Source organism: Streptomyces sp. G5(2025), assembly GCF_049542075.1.
In the GTDB taxonomy this organism is placed as follows: domain Bacteria; phylum Actinomycetota; class Actinomycetes; order Streptomycetales; family Streptomycetaceae; genus Streptomyces.
Map to the genome: position 1 here is coordinate 3,694,114 of NZ_JBMUZT010000006.1, position 17,780 is coordinate 3,711,893.

A 17,780-nucleotide genomic window follows, 5' to 3' on the forward strand; every position below is an offset into this window, starting at 1 on the left:
CGGCTCCTAGGCGGAAGCCGCCGTCAGCGCCGACAGCTCGGCGTCCGTCAGTTCGAGGTCCGCCACCGCCAGTAGCGCCGGCAGCTGCTCGACCGTGCGCGCGGAGGCGATCGGCGCCGCCACGGTGGGCTGTGCCGCGAGCCACGCGAGGGCCACGGTCGCGACCTGGGCGTCATGTGCCCCGGCGATCTCGTCGAGCGCCGCGAGGACCCGGTCGCCGCGCTCGGTGCCCACGTACTCCTCCACCCGGCTGCTGCGCGCGCTCTCGACGCGCGTGCCGGGGCGGTACTTGCCGGTGAGGAAGCCGGAGGCGAGCGCGTAGTACGGGACGGCGGCGAGGCCGGAGCGCGAGGCGACCTCCTGGAGCCGGCCCTCGTAGGTGTCGCGGGAGACGAGGTTGTAGTGCGGCTGAAGCGCGACGTACCGCGTCAGGCCTTCGCGGTCGGAGAAGTCGAGGGACTCCTGGAGCCGCTCGGGCGTGATGTTGGAGGCGGCGATGGCGCGCACCTTGCCGGCCGCGACCAGCTCGTCCAGCGTCCCGATGATCTCCTCGACGGGTACCGACGGGTCGTCGTAGTGGGTGTAGTAGAGGTCGATGTAGTCCGTGCCCAGGCGGCGCAGGGAGGCGTCGGCGGCGCGCTTGATGGTGTCCGGGGCCAGGCCCTGGTACTCCGGGTGGGCGCCGGCCTTCGTGGCCACGATGACGTCGGAGCGGTTGCCGCGCTCGGCCAGCCACTCGCCGATGAGGGTCTCGGACTCGCCGCCCTTGTTCCCCTCCACCCAGGCCGAGTACACGTCGGCCGTGTCGATGAAGTTGCCGCCCGCCGCGGTGTAGGCGTCGAGGACGGCGAAGGACGCGGTCCGGTCGGCCGTCCAGCCGAAGACGTTGCCGCCGAGGGAGAGCGGGAAGACCTCAAGGTCGGATGAGCCAAGCGTACGAAGAGAAGTCATGCGTTCCTCAACGAGCATGAGGAAAACAGCATTCCGGTTGCTCCCCCAAATGAACGTCAAGCCTCCAAATGAACGTCAAGCCTCCGGCCCGGTCAGGGGTTGAGGCCCTTGCTCTGCAGCCAGGCGAGCGGGTCGACGGTGGAGCCGCCCGCGGTGTGGACCTCCATGTGGAGGTGCGGTCCGGTGACGTTGCCGGTCGCGCCCACGCGCCCGATGACATCCCCGGTGCTGACCTTCTGGCCCGCGCCGACGGTCATCGAGGACTGGTGGCAGTACCAGACCTCGGTGCCGTCGTTCAGCTCCAGGACGGTGCGGTAGCCGTACGCCCCCGCCCAGCCGGCCTCCTTGACGGTGCCGGTGTGGACGGCCTTGAGCGGGGTACCCGTCGGTGCGGCGAAGTCGAGACCGGTGTGGTGCCCGGAGGACCACATGGAGCCGGCGACACCGAAGTGGGACGTGATGGTGTACGAGGAGGTGGGCAGCGCGTAGCTCTTGGCGAGCTTGGCACGGCGCTCGGCCAGCGCCTTGGCCTCGCGTGCCTCCCGCTCCTTCTTCTTCTTGGCGGCGGCCTGGGCGTCGGCCTTCCGCTCGGCCTGCTTCTGCTGGGCGGCGGCCTCCTCGGCGGCCTTCTTGACGGCGGCCTCCTCGGCCGCGGTCCGCACCGCGTCGTCCGCCTGGTCCTGCTGGTTCTCGGCCTGCTGCATGATGCGGGCGCGCAGCGCCTCGCCCGCGTCGGTGGCGCCCTGCTGGGCGTCGGTGTGGCTGACACCGGCGGCGGTCAGCGGGGCGGCCGCGGTGACGGTCTCGGGGCCCGCGGGCGCCGCGGAGTCGTCGGAGATGAGGGAGCCCACGCCGGGCAGGGACTCGGCCTCGGGCAGCGAGTCGGTGACGGCGCCCAGGTCGGGCATCGAGATGGAGACGGGCGCCTTGCCGTCCTGCGCGGTGGCTATGCCGCCCGCGCCGACGGCGGCGATGACGCCGACACCCAGCACGGTGGAGCTGCGGGCGAGCCCGCCACCGCCCTTCTTGTGCACACGGTGCCTGCCGCGGACGGGACGGACGGACTCCTCGGTGGGATTCCATTCCTGCCAGGTCTCCTGGCCCTGCCAGGTCTCCTGGTCGTATCCACCGAAGTCGTCGTCATTCGGTATGTACGCGGCTTGGGGGGCAGGCCGGTTGGACGCCACTGGGGCGCACTCCTTTCCTTCCTTCTCGCCTACCGGGTTAGCTGACGGGTTCGGAGCAGGAAGGTCTCCTACGGACCACCGGCACGGATGCACAGGTGCCCGATTCACCCCAAGTTGGTGGTTCCCCGGCTCCCTTGCGGGATTAGGCGTGTGCGCACGGAGCCGTCTCTAGTGACGGCTGGGACGACCGCGCTGCGTTATCGAACGTTAATAGACAGTGGTGCCGTATTCCAAGCTGTTCCGTTTGATCATTAACACCCTCGGCCGGTACTTACGGGACACAGAGAGGGAAAACAGGGCGAGTTGACCTCTCGTCATCTCGCGAATGCCGACGGCCGGAACCTTATATTCCCTTGACATGACGTCACTAGCCTTGCTCAGGGCTGCACTTCAGTCACGGCCAGTGACCCCTCCAGTGGTCCTCCCAGTGGCCCTCACCCCGCCCGCCGTCTTCCCGTCCCCGGTCGTCGGCCGCCGCACCGCGAGCAGCGCCATGTCGTCCGTCGCCGCGCCCCCGGTGTGCCGTCGTACCTCCTGCGTGAGCGTGGCGAGCAGCGTGTGCGGACCCTCGCGGCCGGGGAAGATCCGGCCACCGAGCCGGGCCGCCGGGTCGTAGAAGGACCCGGTCGCGTCGCGCGCCTCCGACAACCCGTCCGTGTAGAAGAGCAGCATCGCGCCGGGCGGGAACTCCGACTCGTCCGCCCGGTCCGGCCACGCCCCCAGCTCCCCCATGCCGAGCGGCAGCGCGGGCTCGCTCGGGGAGAGCACGCACAGCCGCCCGTCGCCCCGCAGCAGCAGCGGCTCCGGATGCCCCCGGTTCACCAGTCGTACGCAGCCCTCACTGAGCCGGATCTCCGCGAGGACGGCGGTGGTGAACCCCTCGAAGGCGTCGAGCCCCTCCCGGCGGGTGCCCTCCCGCGCGAGGGCCCGCTCCAGGCGCTGCGCCACCGCCTCCAGGGTGGTCTCCTGCTCGGCGGCCTCACGGAAGGCGCCGATGACGACGGCGACGGCGGCGACCGCTCCCATGCCCTTGCCGCGGACGTCGCCGACGATGAGCCGTACGCCGTGCGGGGTGTCCTGCACGGCGTACAGATCGCCGCCGATGAACGCGTCGGCCTGCGCGGCCTCGTACCGCGCCGCGAGGTCGAGGCCGCCGATGCGGGGGTCGGGCTGCGGCAGGACGGCGCGCTGGGTGGCCTCGGCGATGGAGCGGGCGATGGCGAGCCGGTCGTTGCTGCGGCGCACCACGCGGTTGATGAAGACGGCGAGGGCCGCGACGGTCGCCACGGTGAGCAGTTCGGTGACGGCCTCGACATGGCCGCCGGCCGAGTTGCCGTAGTGCAGCACGATGACCGCGGCCGAGGCCGCGACACCGGTCAGGACGGTGCTGAGCAGCGAGTAGAAGGGGGCGGCGATCAGTGGGGCCGCCGTGAAGAGCGGGGCGGCGGTGAACTCGGGCGGGGTCAGGACGTCGTACCCGACCCCGACGACCAGGAGCAGGACGGGCAGGACGCGTACGAGGATCCGCTCGTGCGCGGTGGCTCCGCTGCCCCCGGTACCTCCACGCTGCCCCACCGCTTGTCTCCCGCCGATCCCGCGCCCATCGCCGCGCTGCACCCAGGCTTCCTGGAGCGGGCCTCGGGTGCGAGCCGGTGTGGGCCGGACGGGTGACGGGGGCGTGGGGGCGAAGGCGTGAGAAGGCCCCGGAAACACCGAAGGCCCGGAGTCAGTGAGTGATCACTGACTCCGGGCCTTCGGCCTTCAGTAGCGGGGACAGGATTTGAACCTGCGACCTCTGGGTTATGAGCCCAGCGAGCTACCGAGCTGCTCCACCCCGCGTCGGTAAACACAACAGTACGCCATCCGAGGGGGTGAAGCGAACCAAGGGCCTTCGGATGCCGCTTGACCCTGACCGTGCGTCAACGTTGCAGCCTCGTCGCATGACGGACAACAGCACTTCCCCGGCCCGGTTCGCCCCGCCGGTCGGAGGGTTCGAGGAGATCGACGGCCGCCGCGTCTTCGTGCACCGGTCGGGCGGCGGCGGACCGGCCGTCGTGTTCCTGCCGGGGGCCGGCGCGGTCGGCCTGGACTATTTCGGCGTGCAGCAAGGCGTCTCGCGGTTCACCACCGCCGTGGTGTACGACCGCGGCGGCACGGGCTACAGCGACCCGCTGCCGCTGCCGCGCAGCGCCGCCGAGGTCGCCGCGGAACTGCGCGAGCTGCTGCGCGCCCAGGGCATCGCCGGCCCGTACGTACTCGCGGCGCACTCACTCGGCGGTGCCTACGCGCATCGGTTCGCGCAGCTGTACCCGGGGGACGTGGCCGGGCTGGTCTGGCTGGACGCGTTCCACCGGGACTGGGACGACTTCATGCCTCCTGCGGCGAGTCTGGCCGCGACCGAGCGGATGGCACCCGATGCGGAGCAACTCGAACAGATGCGCCCGGCCCTGCGCGAGATGCGCGCCGAGCTGCTCGCGGACTACCCGGAGCACCTGCGACAGCCGCTGCTCGAAGCCAAGGAGAGCGACGCGTGGCTGCGCTCCGGAGTCGCCGAGCGGAGCGGCCTGGTCGCACTCGCCGCCGAGCTGAAGGCCGGGCCGGAGATCCCCGACGTACCGGTGGTGGCCCTCACCGTGGTGGGCGCCGACCCGGCCCAGCAGGCACTGACCTCGGAGCGGACGCCGCGGGAGATGAACGACGGCAAGACGGAGATGGACGCCGCCCTGGTGAGCGCGGTCTCGCACGGGGAACAGCGCGTCCTCTCCGACACGTTCCACCACCGGCTCTGCTTCGACCGTCCCGACGCCGTGGTGCGGGCGGTCCGCGACGTCGTCGACCGGGCGGGCCGCCCCTAGGATCGCCCCGGCCCACGCCACCGATCAAGACCAGACGTAAGAGACGTAAGAGACGTAAGAGACGTAGGAGACGTAGGAGACGTAGGAGATGTAAGAGGTGAAGAAACGGTGCTGACGATCAGCCAGCTCGCGGCGGCAGCCGGCGTGACCGTGCGCACCGTGCGCCACTACCACCACTTCGGCCTGCTGCCCGAGCCCGAACGCGATGCCTCCGGCTACCGCTGTTACGGCGCGCAGGCCGCGGTCGATCTCATCCGTATCAGGACCCTCGCCGACGCCGGTGTCCCGCTGGCCCGCATCGACGCGCTGCTGCACGCGCAGCCGGCCGAGTTCGCCTCGGCCGTCGCAGACATCGACGCCGAGCTGCGGCGCAAGATCGACCAGCTGACCGAGTACCGCCGCCGGATCGCCCGGCTGGACAGCGGCGAAAGGCTTGTCCTGCCTCCCGAGGTGGTCGCCGTCCTGGACCGGATGCGCGCCCTCGGGGTCAGCGAACGGAGAGTACGGCTGGAGCGCGACTCGTGGATCCTGATCCAGGCACTGGACCCATCGTCCATGCCACACCGGATACGGGACAAGAACGCGCGGTTCGACGACCCCGAGACGACGCGCCTGTACCTCGCCTGCGACCAGGCGGTCGACTGGGCCCCGGACGATCCACGCCTGGACCGGCTCATCGACGAGCTGGACGCGTGGGAAACCAGGCATGAGCGGGACAACAGCCGGCCCGAGCGGGACAACAGCCGGCCCGGAGCACGGGGCAGCAGCCGGTCCGAGCGGGACAGCAGCAGCCGGCCGGGGAGCCCGCAGCTGGTCTTCTCCCGGATCTTCGTCGAGGCGTCACCGGCCTGGCAGCGCATCCTCGGGACGCTGTCCGACCGCGCCGAGCAGCGCCGCCGGACCGCCGCGGGGCCGGACAGCTGAGGCCCGTGCCACAGCCTCCGCCGCCGGACCGCCGCGGGGCCGGACAGCTGAGGCCCGTGCCACAGCCTTGCCTGTCACAGCTCTGCCTGCCACAGCCCCGTGCCGCCCGCACCCGGGGCCCTACGAACGAGCGGTTCCCTTACGGCCACCGGGCCACCGGAATGTCGAAGCCGCTCCGGGCGGGCGAGGCTCCGGGGGCGGGCGGAACCACGCCCGGAAGACCGGACCACGCGTGAACACCCGGAGGCACCACGTGCACAGCTGGAGGCGCCCCATGAGCGGCGGACGCAGGATCCTCGCGACGGCCGCGCTCACCGCGATCGCCCTCACCGGCGGCGCCCCGCACGCCGCGGCCGACCCCCGCCCCGACGCCACCATGGAGGGCGTGGTCGGCGACTCACCCGGTCCCGGCAGCGGCAACCTCGTACAGATGCCCGTGAAGGGCTCATTCAACTTCTGCGGCAACACCATCAGCGTCGTCGGCGTGCCCAGCCCCGCGGTCGGCAACGTCTGCGAACCGAACTGACGGGCGTCACCCCGAACCAGACGCTGGCCTGGATCATCCCGGCCGGGCTCAGGGCGGCGTACGCCTCCGGGGTGTGATGGCGGCGCGGGCAGAGTCCGCGTATGACGGCCTGCCGCAGGGGGCTGCTCCGGGGCTTCGGGTGAGGCGCATATCGTGCGGTTCCGCCAGTCCCAAAAGAGATCCCCGATAACGAACGGTGATCGCGGATCCTCCCCCCACCCGAATGGACGACGATTCGGTGAGCGTGACGCCCGGGGGAGATAATTAGAGCTGCACAGAAGGTGAAACGTATCCAAGAAGACAATGGTCGGCCGATCTTTTCCGAGCCGCTCCAGAAGGCATTCCTCGGCCGTGTTCGCATCCCGATGGCGAATGAGTTCGGAGTTGACTCCGCACCAGTCGAGCAGCACTGCCTCGGGCGGCCAACGATGGAAGGCGAACCGCCCCACCGGCCATTCACTTCCCGGCAGTTCGACGGAACGGTAGCCCCAGTCGCCCCTCAGTGCACTCGGGCCATATTCCCAACCGCACCAATAGGCTTCCGCATGTTGCCATGACACAGTCCAGCGAGGTGAATTCACTCAAATGGACGGACGGATTACGCACGGCTCCCTTCCCCTCCATACCCTTGGCCCAAGGTTGACGGTCTCCGACCGCGGAGCCGTTTCCCGGGCGACAGTCCACGAAGCCAAGATCACGTCGCGAGTGCGTGGCTCCGGGCCCGGAGCCAGGCCCGGCCCTGCCCACCTGCACCGCCGCGGGCGACATTAAAATGGATGCTATTCTGGTCACGCTGAGCACAAGGATCCGGACGCCACCGGTCATCCGGTGGCGGCGGCAGATCAGAGTTCATCCACGTGAAAGGAGACGGGGGTAAGGGTCCGAATCCCCTGCTTCCCTAATGCGCTATGACGAATCCGGCCGACCTCGCGACCGAAGGCATAAACGTCGACGATTTGTGCTCGTACGCGGTTGACGTGTGGGTGAGCGACCACAGCATCCTGACCGACGAGCAGCGTCTCCTCGAAGTTCTGCGCAATGCCGCGGAAAAGGGAAATGCGACGGTCCTCGGTGAGGCTTCCCACGTTTTCCCCAACGGTGCTGTGACCGCCATTCTGCTGCTTTCCGCGTCGCACCTCAGCATCCACACCTGGCCCGAGTACAGCCTGGCCAATGTCGATCTGCTCGCGTATGGCCGTCTCAACGGCGAGCGCATGATGCAGAGCGTGGAGCTCGGCCTGTCGCCGACGAGGATCAACGTCACCCGAATGCTGCGGGCCGTTCACTGATCTCTTCTCCTCCGGCCCTCAAATCTCATCTCTCACCGCACTTGTCGACCCATCGTTCGGCAGGACCAGATGGCCTATAGTGGGCTGGTCTAGGTGCTGTGGCTCTAGCCGAGCGGGGATCAGTGCGGGGTGACTCCAGCCTCGCCTTGAGGAGAGGGAATATGGGACGCGGTCGAGCGCGGGCGAAGCAGGCCAAGGTCGCCCGAGAGTTGAAGTACCACACTCCTTCGACGGACTTGAGATCGCTCCAGCAGGAGCTTCAAAGCTTCACGGACAGCCCCGCCACCGTCGCCCAGAGCATCACGGCTCCCTCCTTGGAGGAAGCGCGTGACGGGGGCGGGACGGATGGTCCCCCCGAGGGCCAGCAATCCTCCTAGCACCCGGTGCACGCTCGGAACGGCCACAACCGTCCATTCGTAGCCGCCTTGTAGGGCCTCTCGACGCGCCCCACAAGGCGGCTTCGTGCTATCCGACCAGGCTTTCCCGGACCTTCGCGGCGGTCGGCGCGGTGTGCTCGGCCGGCCCGGTCCGCTCCGGCCGCGGCTCCGGCGGCGGCCAGGGCGACGGGTCACCGGAAGCGCGAGCATCACGGCCGCGCTGAGCACCGTCCACACGGCGCCGAAGCCCAGGAGCTCCTCGGCTCCCACCCAGCCCGCCAACAGAGCCGCCCACAAGTACCCGCGAGAGGGTCTCGGTGGGAACGTCGGAACGTTTTGCTGTTCCGGGCCGTCGCTCCATCCGGGCGCAGGCGTTGAGGACCTCTTGGAGCTGCTCGGACCGGTCGTGGCAGTGGCGGCCGCCCCGGCGCCGCGGGACGCTCTGGTCCCCGAGCAGTGGCAGCTCTACAAGGCAGTCAGCGGTGACACGCTGGCGGCCACCGGCCACCAGCCACCGGGAGCGACCGGTCGACGGGTTCATCGCGACACTGCTGCCGGATCTCGCCAAAGACGTGCGGGACGGCCCCGGGTCGACGAGAACTACCGCCTCGTCACCGGCGACAAGGTCAGCGGCAGCGTGTTCGTACAGAACGCCGAGCGACACACTCACGGCGCACCCACGTACCGCGGTGCCTTCCCCCTCATGCCAAAGCCCCCTGGCCCCGGTCTGATGACCGGGTCCAGGGGGCTCATGTGTAGGCCGCGTGGGACTCGAACCCACAACCAACAGATTAAAAGTCTGCTGCTCTGACCAATTGAGCTAGCGGCCCGCGCGACCCCAGCATAGCCGTACGCCCGGGCCGGTCTCACTGCCTCGTCCCCCAACGGGCCTCCGCGGTGCCCCCGGTTGAGGGCAGTGGCCCCACCCGGAGTCGGGTGGGGCCACTGTCAGTACGGCTCAGTACGGCTCGGCGCGGTCAGCGCCGACGGGTGCCGTCAGCCGTTGCGCTTCCAGCGCGGCTTGTCGTCACGGCGGCCGAAGGAGCCGGTGCCGGTGCCGGAGCGGTCGCGGTTGTAGGCCGGGCGCTCGTGGCCGCCGGAGCGGAAGCCGCCGGAGGGGCGGTCATCGCGACGGTCACGGTTGAAGGGACGGTCGCTGCCGCGGTGACCGCTGGACGGGCGGTCGTCACGGCGGAAGCCGCCACGGTCGCCGCCGCGCTCGTCACGACGGTCACGGTCACGGTTGAAGCCGCCACCGGACGGACGGTCGTCACGACGGAAGCCACCGCCACGGTTGTCGTCACGACGGTCGCGGTTGAAGCCACCACCCGACGGACGGTCGTCACGACGGAAGCCGCCACGGTCACCGCCGCGCTCGTCACGACGGTCACGGTCACGGTTGAAGCCGCCACCGGACGGACGGTCGTCACGACGGAAGCCACCGCCACGGTTGTCGTCACGACGGTCGCGGTTGAAGCCACCACCCGACGGACGGTCGTCACGACGGAAGCCGCCACGGTCACCGCCACGGTCATCACGACGGTCACGGTTGAAGCCGCCACGGTCACCACCGCGGTCACCGCGACGGTCACGCTCGTAGTTGCCGCGCTCGTCACGCTGCGGACGGCGGTTCTCGTACGAAGAGGAGGAACGCTCCTCGCGGACCGGGCGCTCGGCGGCGGGCTGCTCGGGGACCGACACGACGGCGGCCTCCACGACGGCCTCGGCCGCGGCTGCGGCCTCGGCGACGGCGGCCTCCGGGTCCTCGCCGCGCTCACGGGCGGCACGCGCGGTGAGGCGGTCGGCCTCCTCGCGCAGCTCGGCGGCGCGGCGCTGCGCGCGCTCCAGCTCCTTGGTGAGCTCCTTGACCTCACGCTCGGCCTGGGTCGCGGCGTTGCCCGCGGAGTCGGCCTGCACCTCGGTCATCGAGCGGGCGCCGGTGATCTCGGCGACCTCCGGGTCGAAGGTGCCGCCGCCGTTGATGATGTGGCGCGTGGCGTCGACGCCCGCGTCCTCCATCAGGCGGAAGATCTGGCGGCGCTGGTGCGGCAGGGAGAGGGAGACGACCGTGCCGGAGCGGCCGGCACGCGCGGTGCGGCCGGAGCGGTGCAGGTAGTCCTTGTGGTCACCGGCCGGGTCCACGTTCAGGACCAGGTCGATGCCGTCGACGTGGATGCCGCGGGCGGCGACGTCGGTGGCGACGAGGGCGTTGACGTAGCCCTTCTTGAAGTCTTCCAGGACGCGCGTACGAGCGCCCTGCGTCATGCCGCCGTGCAGCGCGTCGGCCTTCACACCGGAGTCGCAGAGCTGCTCGGCGATGCGGTCGGCGCCCAGCTGGGTGCGGACGAAGATGATCGTGCGGCCCTTGCGCGCGGCGATGGCGGCCGTGACGGGGGCCTTGTCGCGGGGCTTCACGATCAGGATGTGGTGCGTCATGGTCGTGACGTTGCCCTGGGCGCTGTCGACCTCGTGCGTCACCGGGTTGGTCAGGTAGCGCTTGACCAGCGTGGAGATCTCGTTCTCCATCGTGGCCGAGAACAGCATGCGCTGGCCGCCGGACGGGACCTGGTCGAGCAGCTCGGTGACCTCGGGCAGGAAGCCCAGGTCGGACATCTGGTCGGCCTCGTCGAGGACGGCGATCTGGGTGTTCTCCAGCGAGCAGGCGCCGCGGCTGATGATGTCGCGCAGGCGGCCCGGGGTGGCGACGAGGATGTCGACGCCGCGCTCCAGGGCGTAGATCTGGTTGCCCATGGACGTACCGCCGCAGACGACCTTCATCTTCAGGCCGAGGACGTCGCCGTAGGGCTGGAGGGCGTCCGCGACCTGCATCGCGAGCTCACGGGTCGGGGTGAGGATGACGCCGCGGGGCTTCTTCTTCTCGGTGCGGCCGCCCTCGGCGAGGGTCGCCAGCATCGGCAGGCCGAAGGAGAGGGTCTTGCCGGAGCCGGTGCGGCCACGGCCGAGGATGTCCTTGCCGGCCAGGGCGTCCGGGATGGTCGCGGCCTGGATCGGGAAGGGCGTGGTCACGCCGTTCTGCGCGAGCTTGCGGACGATGCCCTCGGGCAGACCGAGGTCGGCGAAGGTCATCTCGGGCTCGGCGTCGGCGTCGGCCTCAGCGGCGTCGGGGGTGACCTCGGTGACGTCCTCGGACGCGACGGTCGCGGTCGTCGTCTCGACGGCCTCGACGGCCTCGACGGCCTCGGCGGCGGCCACTACGGCCTCGACCGCCTCGACGACGTCAACGACCTCGACGACCTCGTTCTCGACGATCTCGTTCTCGGGCAGGACGGCGTGGTCAGAACTGAAAATGGACATGCGAAATGCGAAACCTTCCGGAGTCTCGGCACGCGCCCGTCAACTCCGTGATTTCGCAATGGACCGCCTCGATGCGGTCAGCCACGGCAAGGGAGAGTACGCGCCACGCGGCGCTCTTCTGTGTCGGCGCCGGGCAAATGGGATCAAACGATCTACCACCATACGCACCCCCCACCCCATATGGCAAACCGCCCCCGCCATACCCCCTCCCACCTGCGCATACGACTACTGCGGCCCCGCCTCGGGCGACGGCTCCCGCTCCGCGTCGTCCGCGTTCCGGCGCTGGAGCTGCGCGCCCTGCCCCGACCCGTCGTGCTCCGAGGAGGACGGCTCCGGAGTGGTCGGGGCCGGCGTCGGGGACGACGAGGGCTTCGGCGGCTCGGGCTCCTCGCTCGGCCGGGTGGGCGTCGGCTTCGGCCGCGGCGGGAGGGGTTTGCCGGGCTGTTTCGTCGGCTTCGGGGCGGCCGACGAGGGCGCCGCGGACTCCGAGGGCTGCCCGGCCTCCGGGGCCGCGTCGCCATCGCCGGCGGCACCGTCGCCCTTGCCCTTGCCCTTGCCCTTGCCTTTGTGCTTGGCCTTGGCCTTGCCCTTGTCCCGGCCCTGGCCGCGCTCACCGCCGGACGCGATGTCGTCGCCCCGGGCCACCGGCCTGCCGTCGGAGACGGCGGAGCCGCCGTCCCCCGCGGAGTGCCCGGGCCGCGGCCCCTCCCCGTCGTCACCGATGCTCATGCAGCCCGCGGTGGCCGCGACGGCCACCGCGACCGCGGCCCAACGGACGGGAACGTACAACTGGCGCACGGCCGAGCACCTCCTGAGGCGCTGAGAATGGGGACGCACTGCCCAACTCCCGCGGCCCGCAAGAGGACACGGACGTCATCCGCTCCCACACCGGCCCCGCACACGCGGCCGGACGCGCGCCCGCCTCCATACCCTCACCCGTACCCGAGCGCGTGCAGCCGGGCGTCGTCGATCCCGAAGTGATGGGCCACCTCGTGCACGACGGTGATCTCCGTCTCGGCGACCACGTCCTCACGCGACTCACACATGCGGAGCGTGGGCCCCCGGTAGATGGTGATGCGGTCCGGCAGGACCCCCGCGTACCACTCGCCCCGGTCGGTCAGCGGCGTCCCTTCGTACAGCCCGAGCAAGTCGGGATCCTCGGCGGGCGGCTCGTCCTCGACAAAAACGGCCACGTTGTCCATCAACCGCGTCAATTCCGGCGGAATCCGGTCAAGAGCCTCGCCGACCAGTTCCTCGAACTCCTCGCGCGTCATCTCCAGCACCCCCCCATTGTCGGCCACGCCGTCTCCCGCGTCCCGGCATACCTCCCGCTCCAATTGGGCATACGGGACCAATGGCTCGCGACGTCTCGGTCGTCCCGCAGGGCATACGAAGGGCGGTCCGCGCCCTCATGGGCCACTACCGCGCCCGCCGCACCCACCCCGTCAGCGAACTGGTCAGCCCGCCGCACCCCTACACCCGCGCCCTCGGCCTGATCGCGGTCGTCCTGCTCGGCGCCTGGCTCGGCCTGCTGATCGTCGGCAGCGTGCGCGCACCCGTCGGCCCGATGGACACTCGCATGACGCTCCGCCCGTCCCTCACCGGCGGCACGAAAATCAACGTCTCGCCGCTCGGCGCCCTGGAACTGCGCTCCCACACCGCCCCCATCCGCCTGGACGTGGACGTGGACCGCCTCGACCCCGTGCGCTCCCAGGCCCTCGTCGACCACCCGGAGCGGCTCTCGGGGCTCCAGGACGAGGTGGCGCGCGACGTCGGCCACGGCACGCTCGACCTGGCCGTACGGTCCTGCGTCGCCGTCGTCTCGGGCGCCACCGCGCTCGGGCTCGCCGTCTACCGCCGCCCGCGCCGCGCGCTCGCGGCGGGCGGCCTGGCCCTCGCCCTCCTCGCGGCCTCGGGCACGGCGGCGTACGCCACCTGGAACCCCAAGTCCGTCCTGGAACCGAAGTTCTCCGGCCTGCTCAGCAGCGCCCCCTCGGTCGTCGGCAACGCCCGCAGCATCGTCAGCGAATTCGACGTCTACCAACAGGAGTTGGCGCGCCTGGTCACCAACGTGACCAAGCTGTACGACGTCACCTCCACGCTCCCCGCGTACCAGCCGGACCCCACGACCATGCGGGTCCTGCACGTCTCCGACATCCACCTCAACCCGGCGAGCTGGAAGATCATCGCCTCCCTCGTCGAGCAGTACGACATCAACGCCATCGTCGACTCCGGCGACACGATGGACCACGGCAGCGCCGCCGAGAACCCCTTCCTCGACCCGATCAAGGACCTGGGGGCCCCTTACGTGTGGGTACGCGGCAACCACGACTCGATGACCACGCAGCGCTACCTGGAGCGCTTCAAGAACGTCCACGTCCTCGATGACGGCAAGGCGGCGACCGTCGCCGGCCTGCGCTTCGCCGGGATCGGCGACCCGCAGTACACCCCCGACCGCTCCGTGCAGCCCGAGGGCGACTCCGTCCACCGGATGGCCGGCATACGGCTCGCCTCGGCCCTGCGCGCCGAGCGGGCGGCCGGCACCCCGGTCGACGTGGCGATCGCGCACAACCCGACGACGGCGCGCGAGACGGACGGCGAGGTGCCGCTGGTCCTCGCGGGCCACATCCATCACCAGGAAATGGAGGTCATGGACGGGGGCACGCGGCTGCGCGTCGAGGGATCGACGGGCGGCAGCGGCCTGCGGGCGGTCGAGGGCAAGTACCCCGATCCGGTCGAGGCGTCCGTGCTCTACCTGGACCGTACGACCAAGCGGCTACAGGCCTGGGACGAGATCAGGCTCGGTGGGCTCGGCCTCACGAAGGCGGAGGTCAGCCGCCATCTCCCCAAGGAGAACCAGCCCGGAGCACAGCCCCGCGGATAACCGTTTTGGCGATACCTCTTCGCATCCCATATGCTTCTCACGTCCCCGACGCGCTGCAAAGCGCCCAGGCGGGCCTCTTAGCCCTCATCGTCTAGTGGCCCAGGACGCCGCCCTTTCAAGGCGGTAGCACGGGTTCGAATCCCGTTGGGGGCACGCAACACCTTGTGCGAGACTAGTGCTCGCACAATGCTTGGTCCTGTGGAGCAGTTTGGAGTGCTCGCCACCCTGTCAAGGTGGAGGCCGCGGGTTCAAATCCCGTCAGGACCGCTTGCGATCCCTCCGCGGATCGCGTGGCTGGGTAGCTCAGTTGGTACGAGCGATCGCCTGAAAAGCGATAGGTCGCCGGTTCGATCCCGGCCCCAGCCACTTCCCCGAAGGCCCCGCCCCCTGGACGGGGCCTTCGCCGTTCCCACGTCGTACCCAGCGGCCTCCCCTGTCCCGCCGCTCCGCGGCGGATGTCTCCCACCAACCCGCCCATTAACCGGCGTCTAGACGGCAAGCCAGGGGCGACGACGGCCCGCGGGCGCCGGATGGCCCGAGGGGACGTGGGGGTATGTGCGCGCGGAGCACAGTGGTGGTCATGCCCAGCCGATGAGCAACCGCGGGCCGGCGCCAAGACAGCGAGCACGGACATACCCCCCCCCGCGGCCCCGCCCCACAGACGAACAGGACGAACAGGACGAACAGAAGGCGCTACGCGCCCCCCGAAGCCGCATGCGCCGCCCCCGCCCCCCGCCCACCCGGATGCCGATGCCGCCACACCCAGAACACCGCGGAGGACACCAACGCCCACCCCCCGAGGACCAGAAACGGAAACAGATGCTGGTGTCCGCCGAAGTACACCGCCGTGTGCTGCGCGTTGACCGACGCCCCGGGCGGCAGCCACTGCCCGATGTGCCCCAGCGCCGAAGGAAGCAACGGCCACGACACCGCGCCCCCGGACGACGGATTCCCGAGGAGCACCATCAGTCCCCACGTCGGCAGCATCGCCCACCGCCCGAACAACGTGTTGAACATCGTGAAGACCATCCCCGACGCGAACATCGTCAGCGCGAGGATCAGCCACGACTCCACGAACGGCAGCCGCACCGCCCCCAGCCACCAGTCCACGACCGCCGCGATGACAAAGGCCCCCAGCAGCGCGTACAGCGCCGTGAACGCGATGCGCTCCGCCGGGTTCAGCCCCCGCGCGTGCACGCTCAGCTGGATCGCCCCCACGAACCCGATGATCACCGCCGCCAGCGAGATGTAGAAGATGGCGAGCCCCCGGGGGTCCCCCTCCTGCAACGGCTTGATGTCCTTCACCACGACCGGGGCCCCCACCCGCTCACCCACCTTCGGCGCGGTCTCGGCCAGTACCTGCGCGACGGAGGCCCCGGACGCCCCGGAGACGTCGAGCGTCACCTTCCGCTCACCCACGTCGACGATCGCGAAGACCTTCTGCTCGTCCACGTCCCGCCGCGCCGCGGCCACGCTGTCGTACCGCCGCACCTCCAGCGAAGCGTTCAGCGCCTTCTCCATGCCGCCGAGAAAGGCCTTGCCGTGCGCCGCGTCCGGGGAGCCGACGACCGCCGTGGGGACGTGATGAGGGGTCGGATTGGCCATCGAGTACGTGTATGAGCCCGCGAAGAGGCCCGCGGCCGCCGCCAGGATGAACACCAGCACGATGGCGGGCAGGAACGGCGACCGCTTGAAGGCGGCCCACCGCTCACCAGGGGTCGGAACCCGCCCATGCGCACCATGCGGCGGGTGTCCCTGCGGCTGCTGACTCTGCTCTCCCGGCTCATGATCAGACATACGAACACGCTAAACCACGCATACGCGGCCTTCTCACTCAGAGGTTGACGAAACGGACTCCGAACCCGAGGAAGCCGTCTCCGTCTCCGTCTCCTCCCTCCGCCGCCACCCACGCACCGCGACCACGACACCCACCAGCACCACCACCCCCACGAGCAACACCGCATCCGGTACGGCCCTGCCGACACCCCCGGCCCACTGCTCCACCGCGAACGAGTCGTCGACGTCCAGCAGACCCGGCAGCGCGGTCGTGCCGTCGTACACGAGGAAGAGCACCCCGAGCGCGACGAAGAACAACCCCGAGAGCAGCGACGTCGTATGCAGCTCGAACCGCCCGAGGCGGAAGGCCCTCCCCCGCAGCCACCTCCGCCGCCCCAGGTCGAACCGCTCCCAGAGCAGCGCCAGCACAAAGAGCGGCACGGCCATGCCGAGCGCGTAGACGGCCAGGAGCAGCCCGCCGTACACAGGACTGCCGCTCACCGCCGCGACCGTCAGCACGCTGCCGAGGATCGGCCCGGCGCAGAACCCGGCGAGGCCGTACACGGCCCCCAGCGCGTACACCGAGAAGGCAGTGGTCGGCCGGATCCGCCCCGACAGCTCCGCCATCCTCCGCGAGGCGAAGCCCATCCCCACGACCTGGAGCACGCCGAGCCCGATGATCAGCCACCCGGCGACGAGCACCAGCTGGTCGCGGTGGCCGAAGAAGAACCGCCCGGCGTAGGACCCGGCGGCGCCCAGCGGGACCAGGGTGGTGGCGAGCCCGGCGTAGAAGATGCCGGTCCGCGCGACGAGCCGTGACGTGGAGTCGATCGAGTACGCGAAGAAGGCGGGCAGCAGCAGCGCGCTGCACGGACTGACGAGCGCGAGCAGCCCGCCCAGGAAGGCCGCGAAGTACCCCACATCGGCGGTCACTCGGAGGCCCCCTTGCCGCCCGCCTGCCCCGCCGCCGCCTCGATCGCCTGCCGGAAGACCTCGTCCGGCTGCGCACCCGAGATGGGCCGGCCATTGACCAGGAAGGACGGCGTGGAGGTGGCGCCGAGGCCGTACGCCTCCTCCTGGTCCTTCTTCACGGCGGCCTGGGCGGCGTCACCGCCCGCGTCGGCGGCGAACCGGTCGAGATCCTTGACCCCGGCCTCCTTCGCCAGCTCCGTCAGCCGCTCCTCGCCGAAGCCCTTCTCCTTGGCCCCCTCGGCGTACGCGGCCTCGTGGAACTGCCAGAAGCGCCCCTGCCTCCCCGCCGCCCACGCGCCGCGTGCGGCCCGCTCGGAGTCCGCGCCGAAGATGGGGAAGTTACGCCATTCGATGCGCAGAACACCCTTGTCCACGTACTGCTTCACGAGCCCCGGCTCGGTGTCGCGGGCGAACTTCCCGCAGAAACCGCACTTGAAGTCCGCGTACTCGACCATCACGACGGGCGCGTCGGCGCGGCCCTGCGCGAGGGGGTCCTTGGCGTCTCGCCGGGCGAGCTTCTCCAGCTCGGGGTAGACACCGGTTTGCGGTTCGGCGGAGGGCGCGGCGCCGGCGGACGCCTTCAGGGTGGTGCCCGGAGAGTCGGAGGGCTTGGTCGCCGTGTAGGAGGCGGCGCCGAGCAGCGCGGCGGCGACGGCGACGCCCGCGCCGATGGCGAAGTTCTTCTTTTTGTTGTTGTTGCTCTTCGGCATCAGGAGGTTCTCCC

15 protein-coding genes, 5 tRNA genes and 1 riboswitch are annotated in these 17,780 nt (G+C 70.5%); of the genes, 9 read left to right on the forward strand and 11 right to left on the reverse strand.

The window, feature by feature from the left end; all coding sequences use genetic code 11:
• Positions 1–6: 6 nt before the first annotated feature.
• The 4 genes from ACOBQB_RS27580 to ACOBQB_RS27595 form a co-directional block, all read right to left on the reverse strand.
• Complete coding sequence (locus tag ACOBQB_RS27580; protein WP_423595276.1) at positions 7–951, reverse strand: aldo/keto reductase; 945 nt, start codon at positions 949–951, stop codon at positions 7–9.
• 92 nt (positions 952–1,043) lie between these two features.
• On the reverse strand, positions 1,044–2,138 hold the full coding sequence (locus ACOBQB_RS27585) for a M23 family metallopeptidase (RefSeq protein WP_423595278.1): 1,095 nt from the start codon (positions 2,136–2,138) through the stop codon (positions 1,044–1,046).
• A gap of 11 nt (positions 2,139–2,149) precedes the next feature.
• Positions 2,150–2,297: riboswitch (cyclic di-AMP (ydaO/yuaA leader) on the reverse strand.
• 231 nt (positions 2,298–2,528) lie between these two features.
• A complete protein-coding gene (locus ACOBQB_RS27590) occupies positions 2,529–3,713 on the reverse strand; it encodes a PP2C family protein-serine/threonine phosphatase (RefSeq protein ID WP_423595280.1) in 1,185 nt (394 codons plus the stop codon).
• 190 nt (positions 3,714–3,903) lie between these two features.
• Positions 3,904–3,977 (reverse strand) — tRNA-Met (locus tag ACOBQB_RS27595).
• A 101-nt stretch (positions 3,978–4,078) separates the two neighbouring features.
• Here ACOBQB_RS27595 and ACOBQB_RS27600 point away from each other — a divergent pair.
• From ACOBQB_RS27600 to ACOBQB_RS27620, 5 genes are all read left to right on the forward strand, one after another.
• A complete protein-coding gene (locus ACOBQB_RS27600) occupies positions 4,079–4,993 on the forward strand; it encodes an alpha/beta fold hydrolase (protein WP_423595282.1) in 915 nt (304 codons plus the stop codon).
• 108 nt (positions 4,994–5,101) lie between these two features.
• Entirely contained in the window at positions 5,102–5,917 is an 816-nt protein-coding gene (locus ACOBQB_RS27605) for a MerR family transcriptional regulator (protein ID WP_423595284.1), read from the forward strand.
• Between the two features lie 274 nt (positions 5,918–6,191).
• Entirely contained in the window at positions 6,192–6,443 is a 252-nt protein-coding gene (locus tag ACOBQB_RS27610; protein WP_423595286.1) for a chaplin, read from the forward strand.
• A gap of 908 nt (positions 6,444–7,351) precedes the next feature.
• On the forward strand, positions 7,352–7,732 hold the full coding sequence (gene speD / locus ACOBQB_RS27615) for an adenosylmethionine decarboxylase (RefSeq protein WP_423595288.1): 381 nt from the start codon (positions 7,352–7,354) through the stop codon (positions 7,730–7,732).
• Positions 7,733–7,893: 161 nt separating this feature from the next.
• Positions 7,894–8,109, forward strand: coding sequence for a DUF3073 domain-containing protein (locus tag ACOBQB_RS27620; RefSeq protein WP_423595290.1), 216 nt, complete (start codon positions 7,894–7,896; stop codon positions 8,107–8,109).
• 756 nt (positions 8,110–8,865) lie between these two features.
• On the opposite strand, the gene ACOBQB_RS27625 is transcribed toward ACOBQB_RS27620, so the two are convergent.
• The 4 genes from ACOBQB_RS27625 to ACOBQB_RS27640 form a co-directional block, all read right to left on the reverse strand.
• Positions 8,866–8,939: transfer RNA gene (locus ACOBQB_RS27625), tRNA-Lys, on the reverse strand.
• A 166-nt stretch (positions 8,940–9,105) separates the two neighbouring features.
• Positions 9,106–11,424 carry a DEAD/DEAH box helicase gene (locus ACOBQB_RS27630; RefSeq protein WP_423595292.1) on the reverse strand — a complete coding sequence of 773 codons (2,319 nt, stop codon included), beginning with the start codon at positions 11,422–11,424 and terminating at the stop codon, positions 9,106–9,108.
• Positions 11,425–11,649: 225 nt separating this feature from the next.
• Positions 11,650–12,222 carry a hypothetical protein gene (locus ACOBQB_RS27635; RefSeq protein ID WP_423595294.1) on the reverse strand — a complete coding sequence of 191 codons (573 nt, stop codon included), beginning with the start codon at positions 12,220–12,222 and terminating at the stop codon, positions 11,650–11,652.
• 134 nt (positions 12,223–12,356) lie between these two features.
• Positions 12,357–12,707, reverse strand: a complete 351-nt coding sequence (locus ACOBQB_RS27640) for a metallopeptidase family protein (RefSeq protein WP_205036692.1) — start codon at positions 12,705–12,707, stop codon at positions 12,357–12,359.
• 71 nt (positions 12,708–12,778) lie between these two features.
• On the opposite strand from ACOBQB_RS27640, the gene ACOBQB_RS27645 reads away from it, so the two are divergent.
• The 4 genes from ACOBQB_RS27645 to ACOBQB_RS27660 all read left to right on the forward strand — a co-directional run bounded on the left by ACOBQB_RS27645 (position 12,779) and on the right by ACOBQB_RS27660 (position 14,674).
• Positions 12,779–14,308 carry a metallophosphoesterase family protein gene (locus tag ACOBQB_RS27645; protein ID WP_423595296.1) on the forward strand — a complete coding sequence of 510 codons (1,530 nt, stop codon included), beginning with the start codon at positions 12,779–12,781 and terminating at the stop codon, positions 14,306–14,308.
• Positions 14,309–14,388: 80 nt separating this feature from the next.
• Positions 14,389–14,461: transfer RNA gene (locus ACOBQB_RS27650), tRNA-Glu, on the forward strand.
• 39 nt (positions 14,462–14,500) lie between these two features.
• Positions 14,501–14,575 (forward strand) — tRNA-Asp (locus tag ACOBQB_RS27655).
• 25 nt (positions 14,576–14,600) lie between these two features.
• Positions 14,601–14,674: transfer RNA gene (locus ACOBQB_RS27660), tRNA-Phe, on the forward strand.
• 327 nt (positions 14,675–15,001) lie between these two features.
• Here the strand turns inward: ACOBQB_RS27660 and ACOBQB_RS27665 are convergent.
• From ACOBQB_RS27665 to ACOBQB_RS27675, 3 genes are read right to left on the reverse strand one after another with little or no spacing between them, the layout of a single operon-like run.
• The gene (locus ACOBQB_RS27665) at positions 15,002–16,105 is read right to left on the reverse strand and encodes an ABC transporter permease (protein WP_423595298.1); all 1,104 of its coding nucleotides are present in this window, start codon (positions 16,103–16,105) and stop codon (positions 15,002–15,004) included.
• 33 nt (positions 16,106–16,138) lie between these two features.
• Positions 16,139–17,017 carry a cytochrome c biogenesis CcdA family protein gene (locus ACOBQB_RS27670; RefSeq protein ID WP_423595300.1) on the reverse strand — a complete coding sequence of 293 codons (879 nt, stop codon included), beginning with the start codon at positions 17,015–17,017 and terminating at the stop codon, positions 16,139–16,141.
• Positions 17,014–17,766: a DsbA family protein gene (locus ACOBQB_RS27675; RefSeq protein WP_423595302.1), complete on the reverse strand. Its 753-nt coding sequence runs from the start codon at positions 17,764–17,766 to the stop codon at positions 17,014–17,016. Before ACOBQB_RS27675 ends, ACOBQB_RS27670 begins: the two co-directional genes overlap by 4 nt.
• Positions 17,767–17,780: the final 14 nt, after the last annotated feature.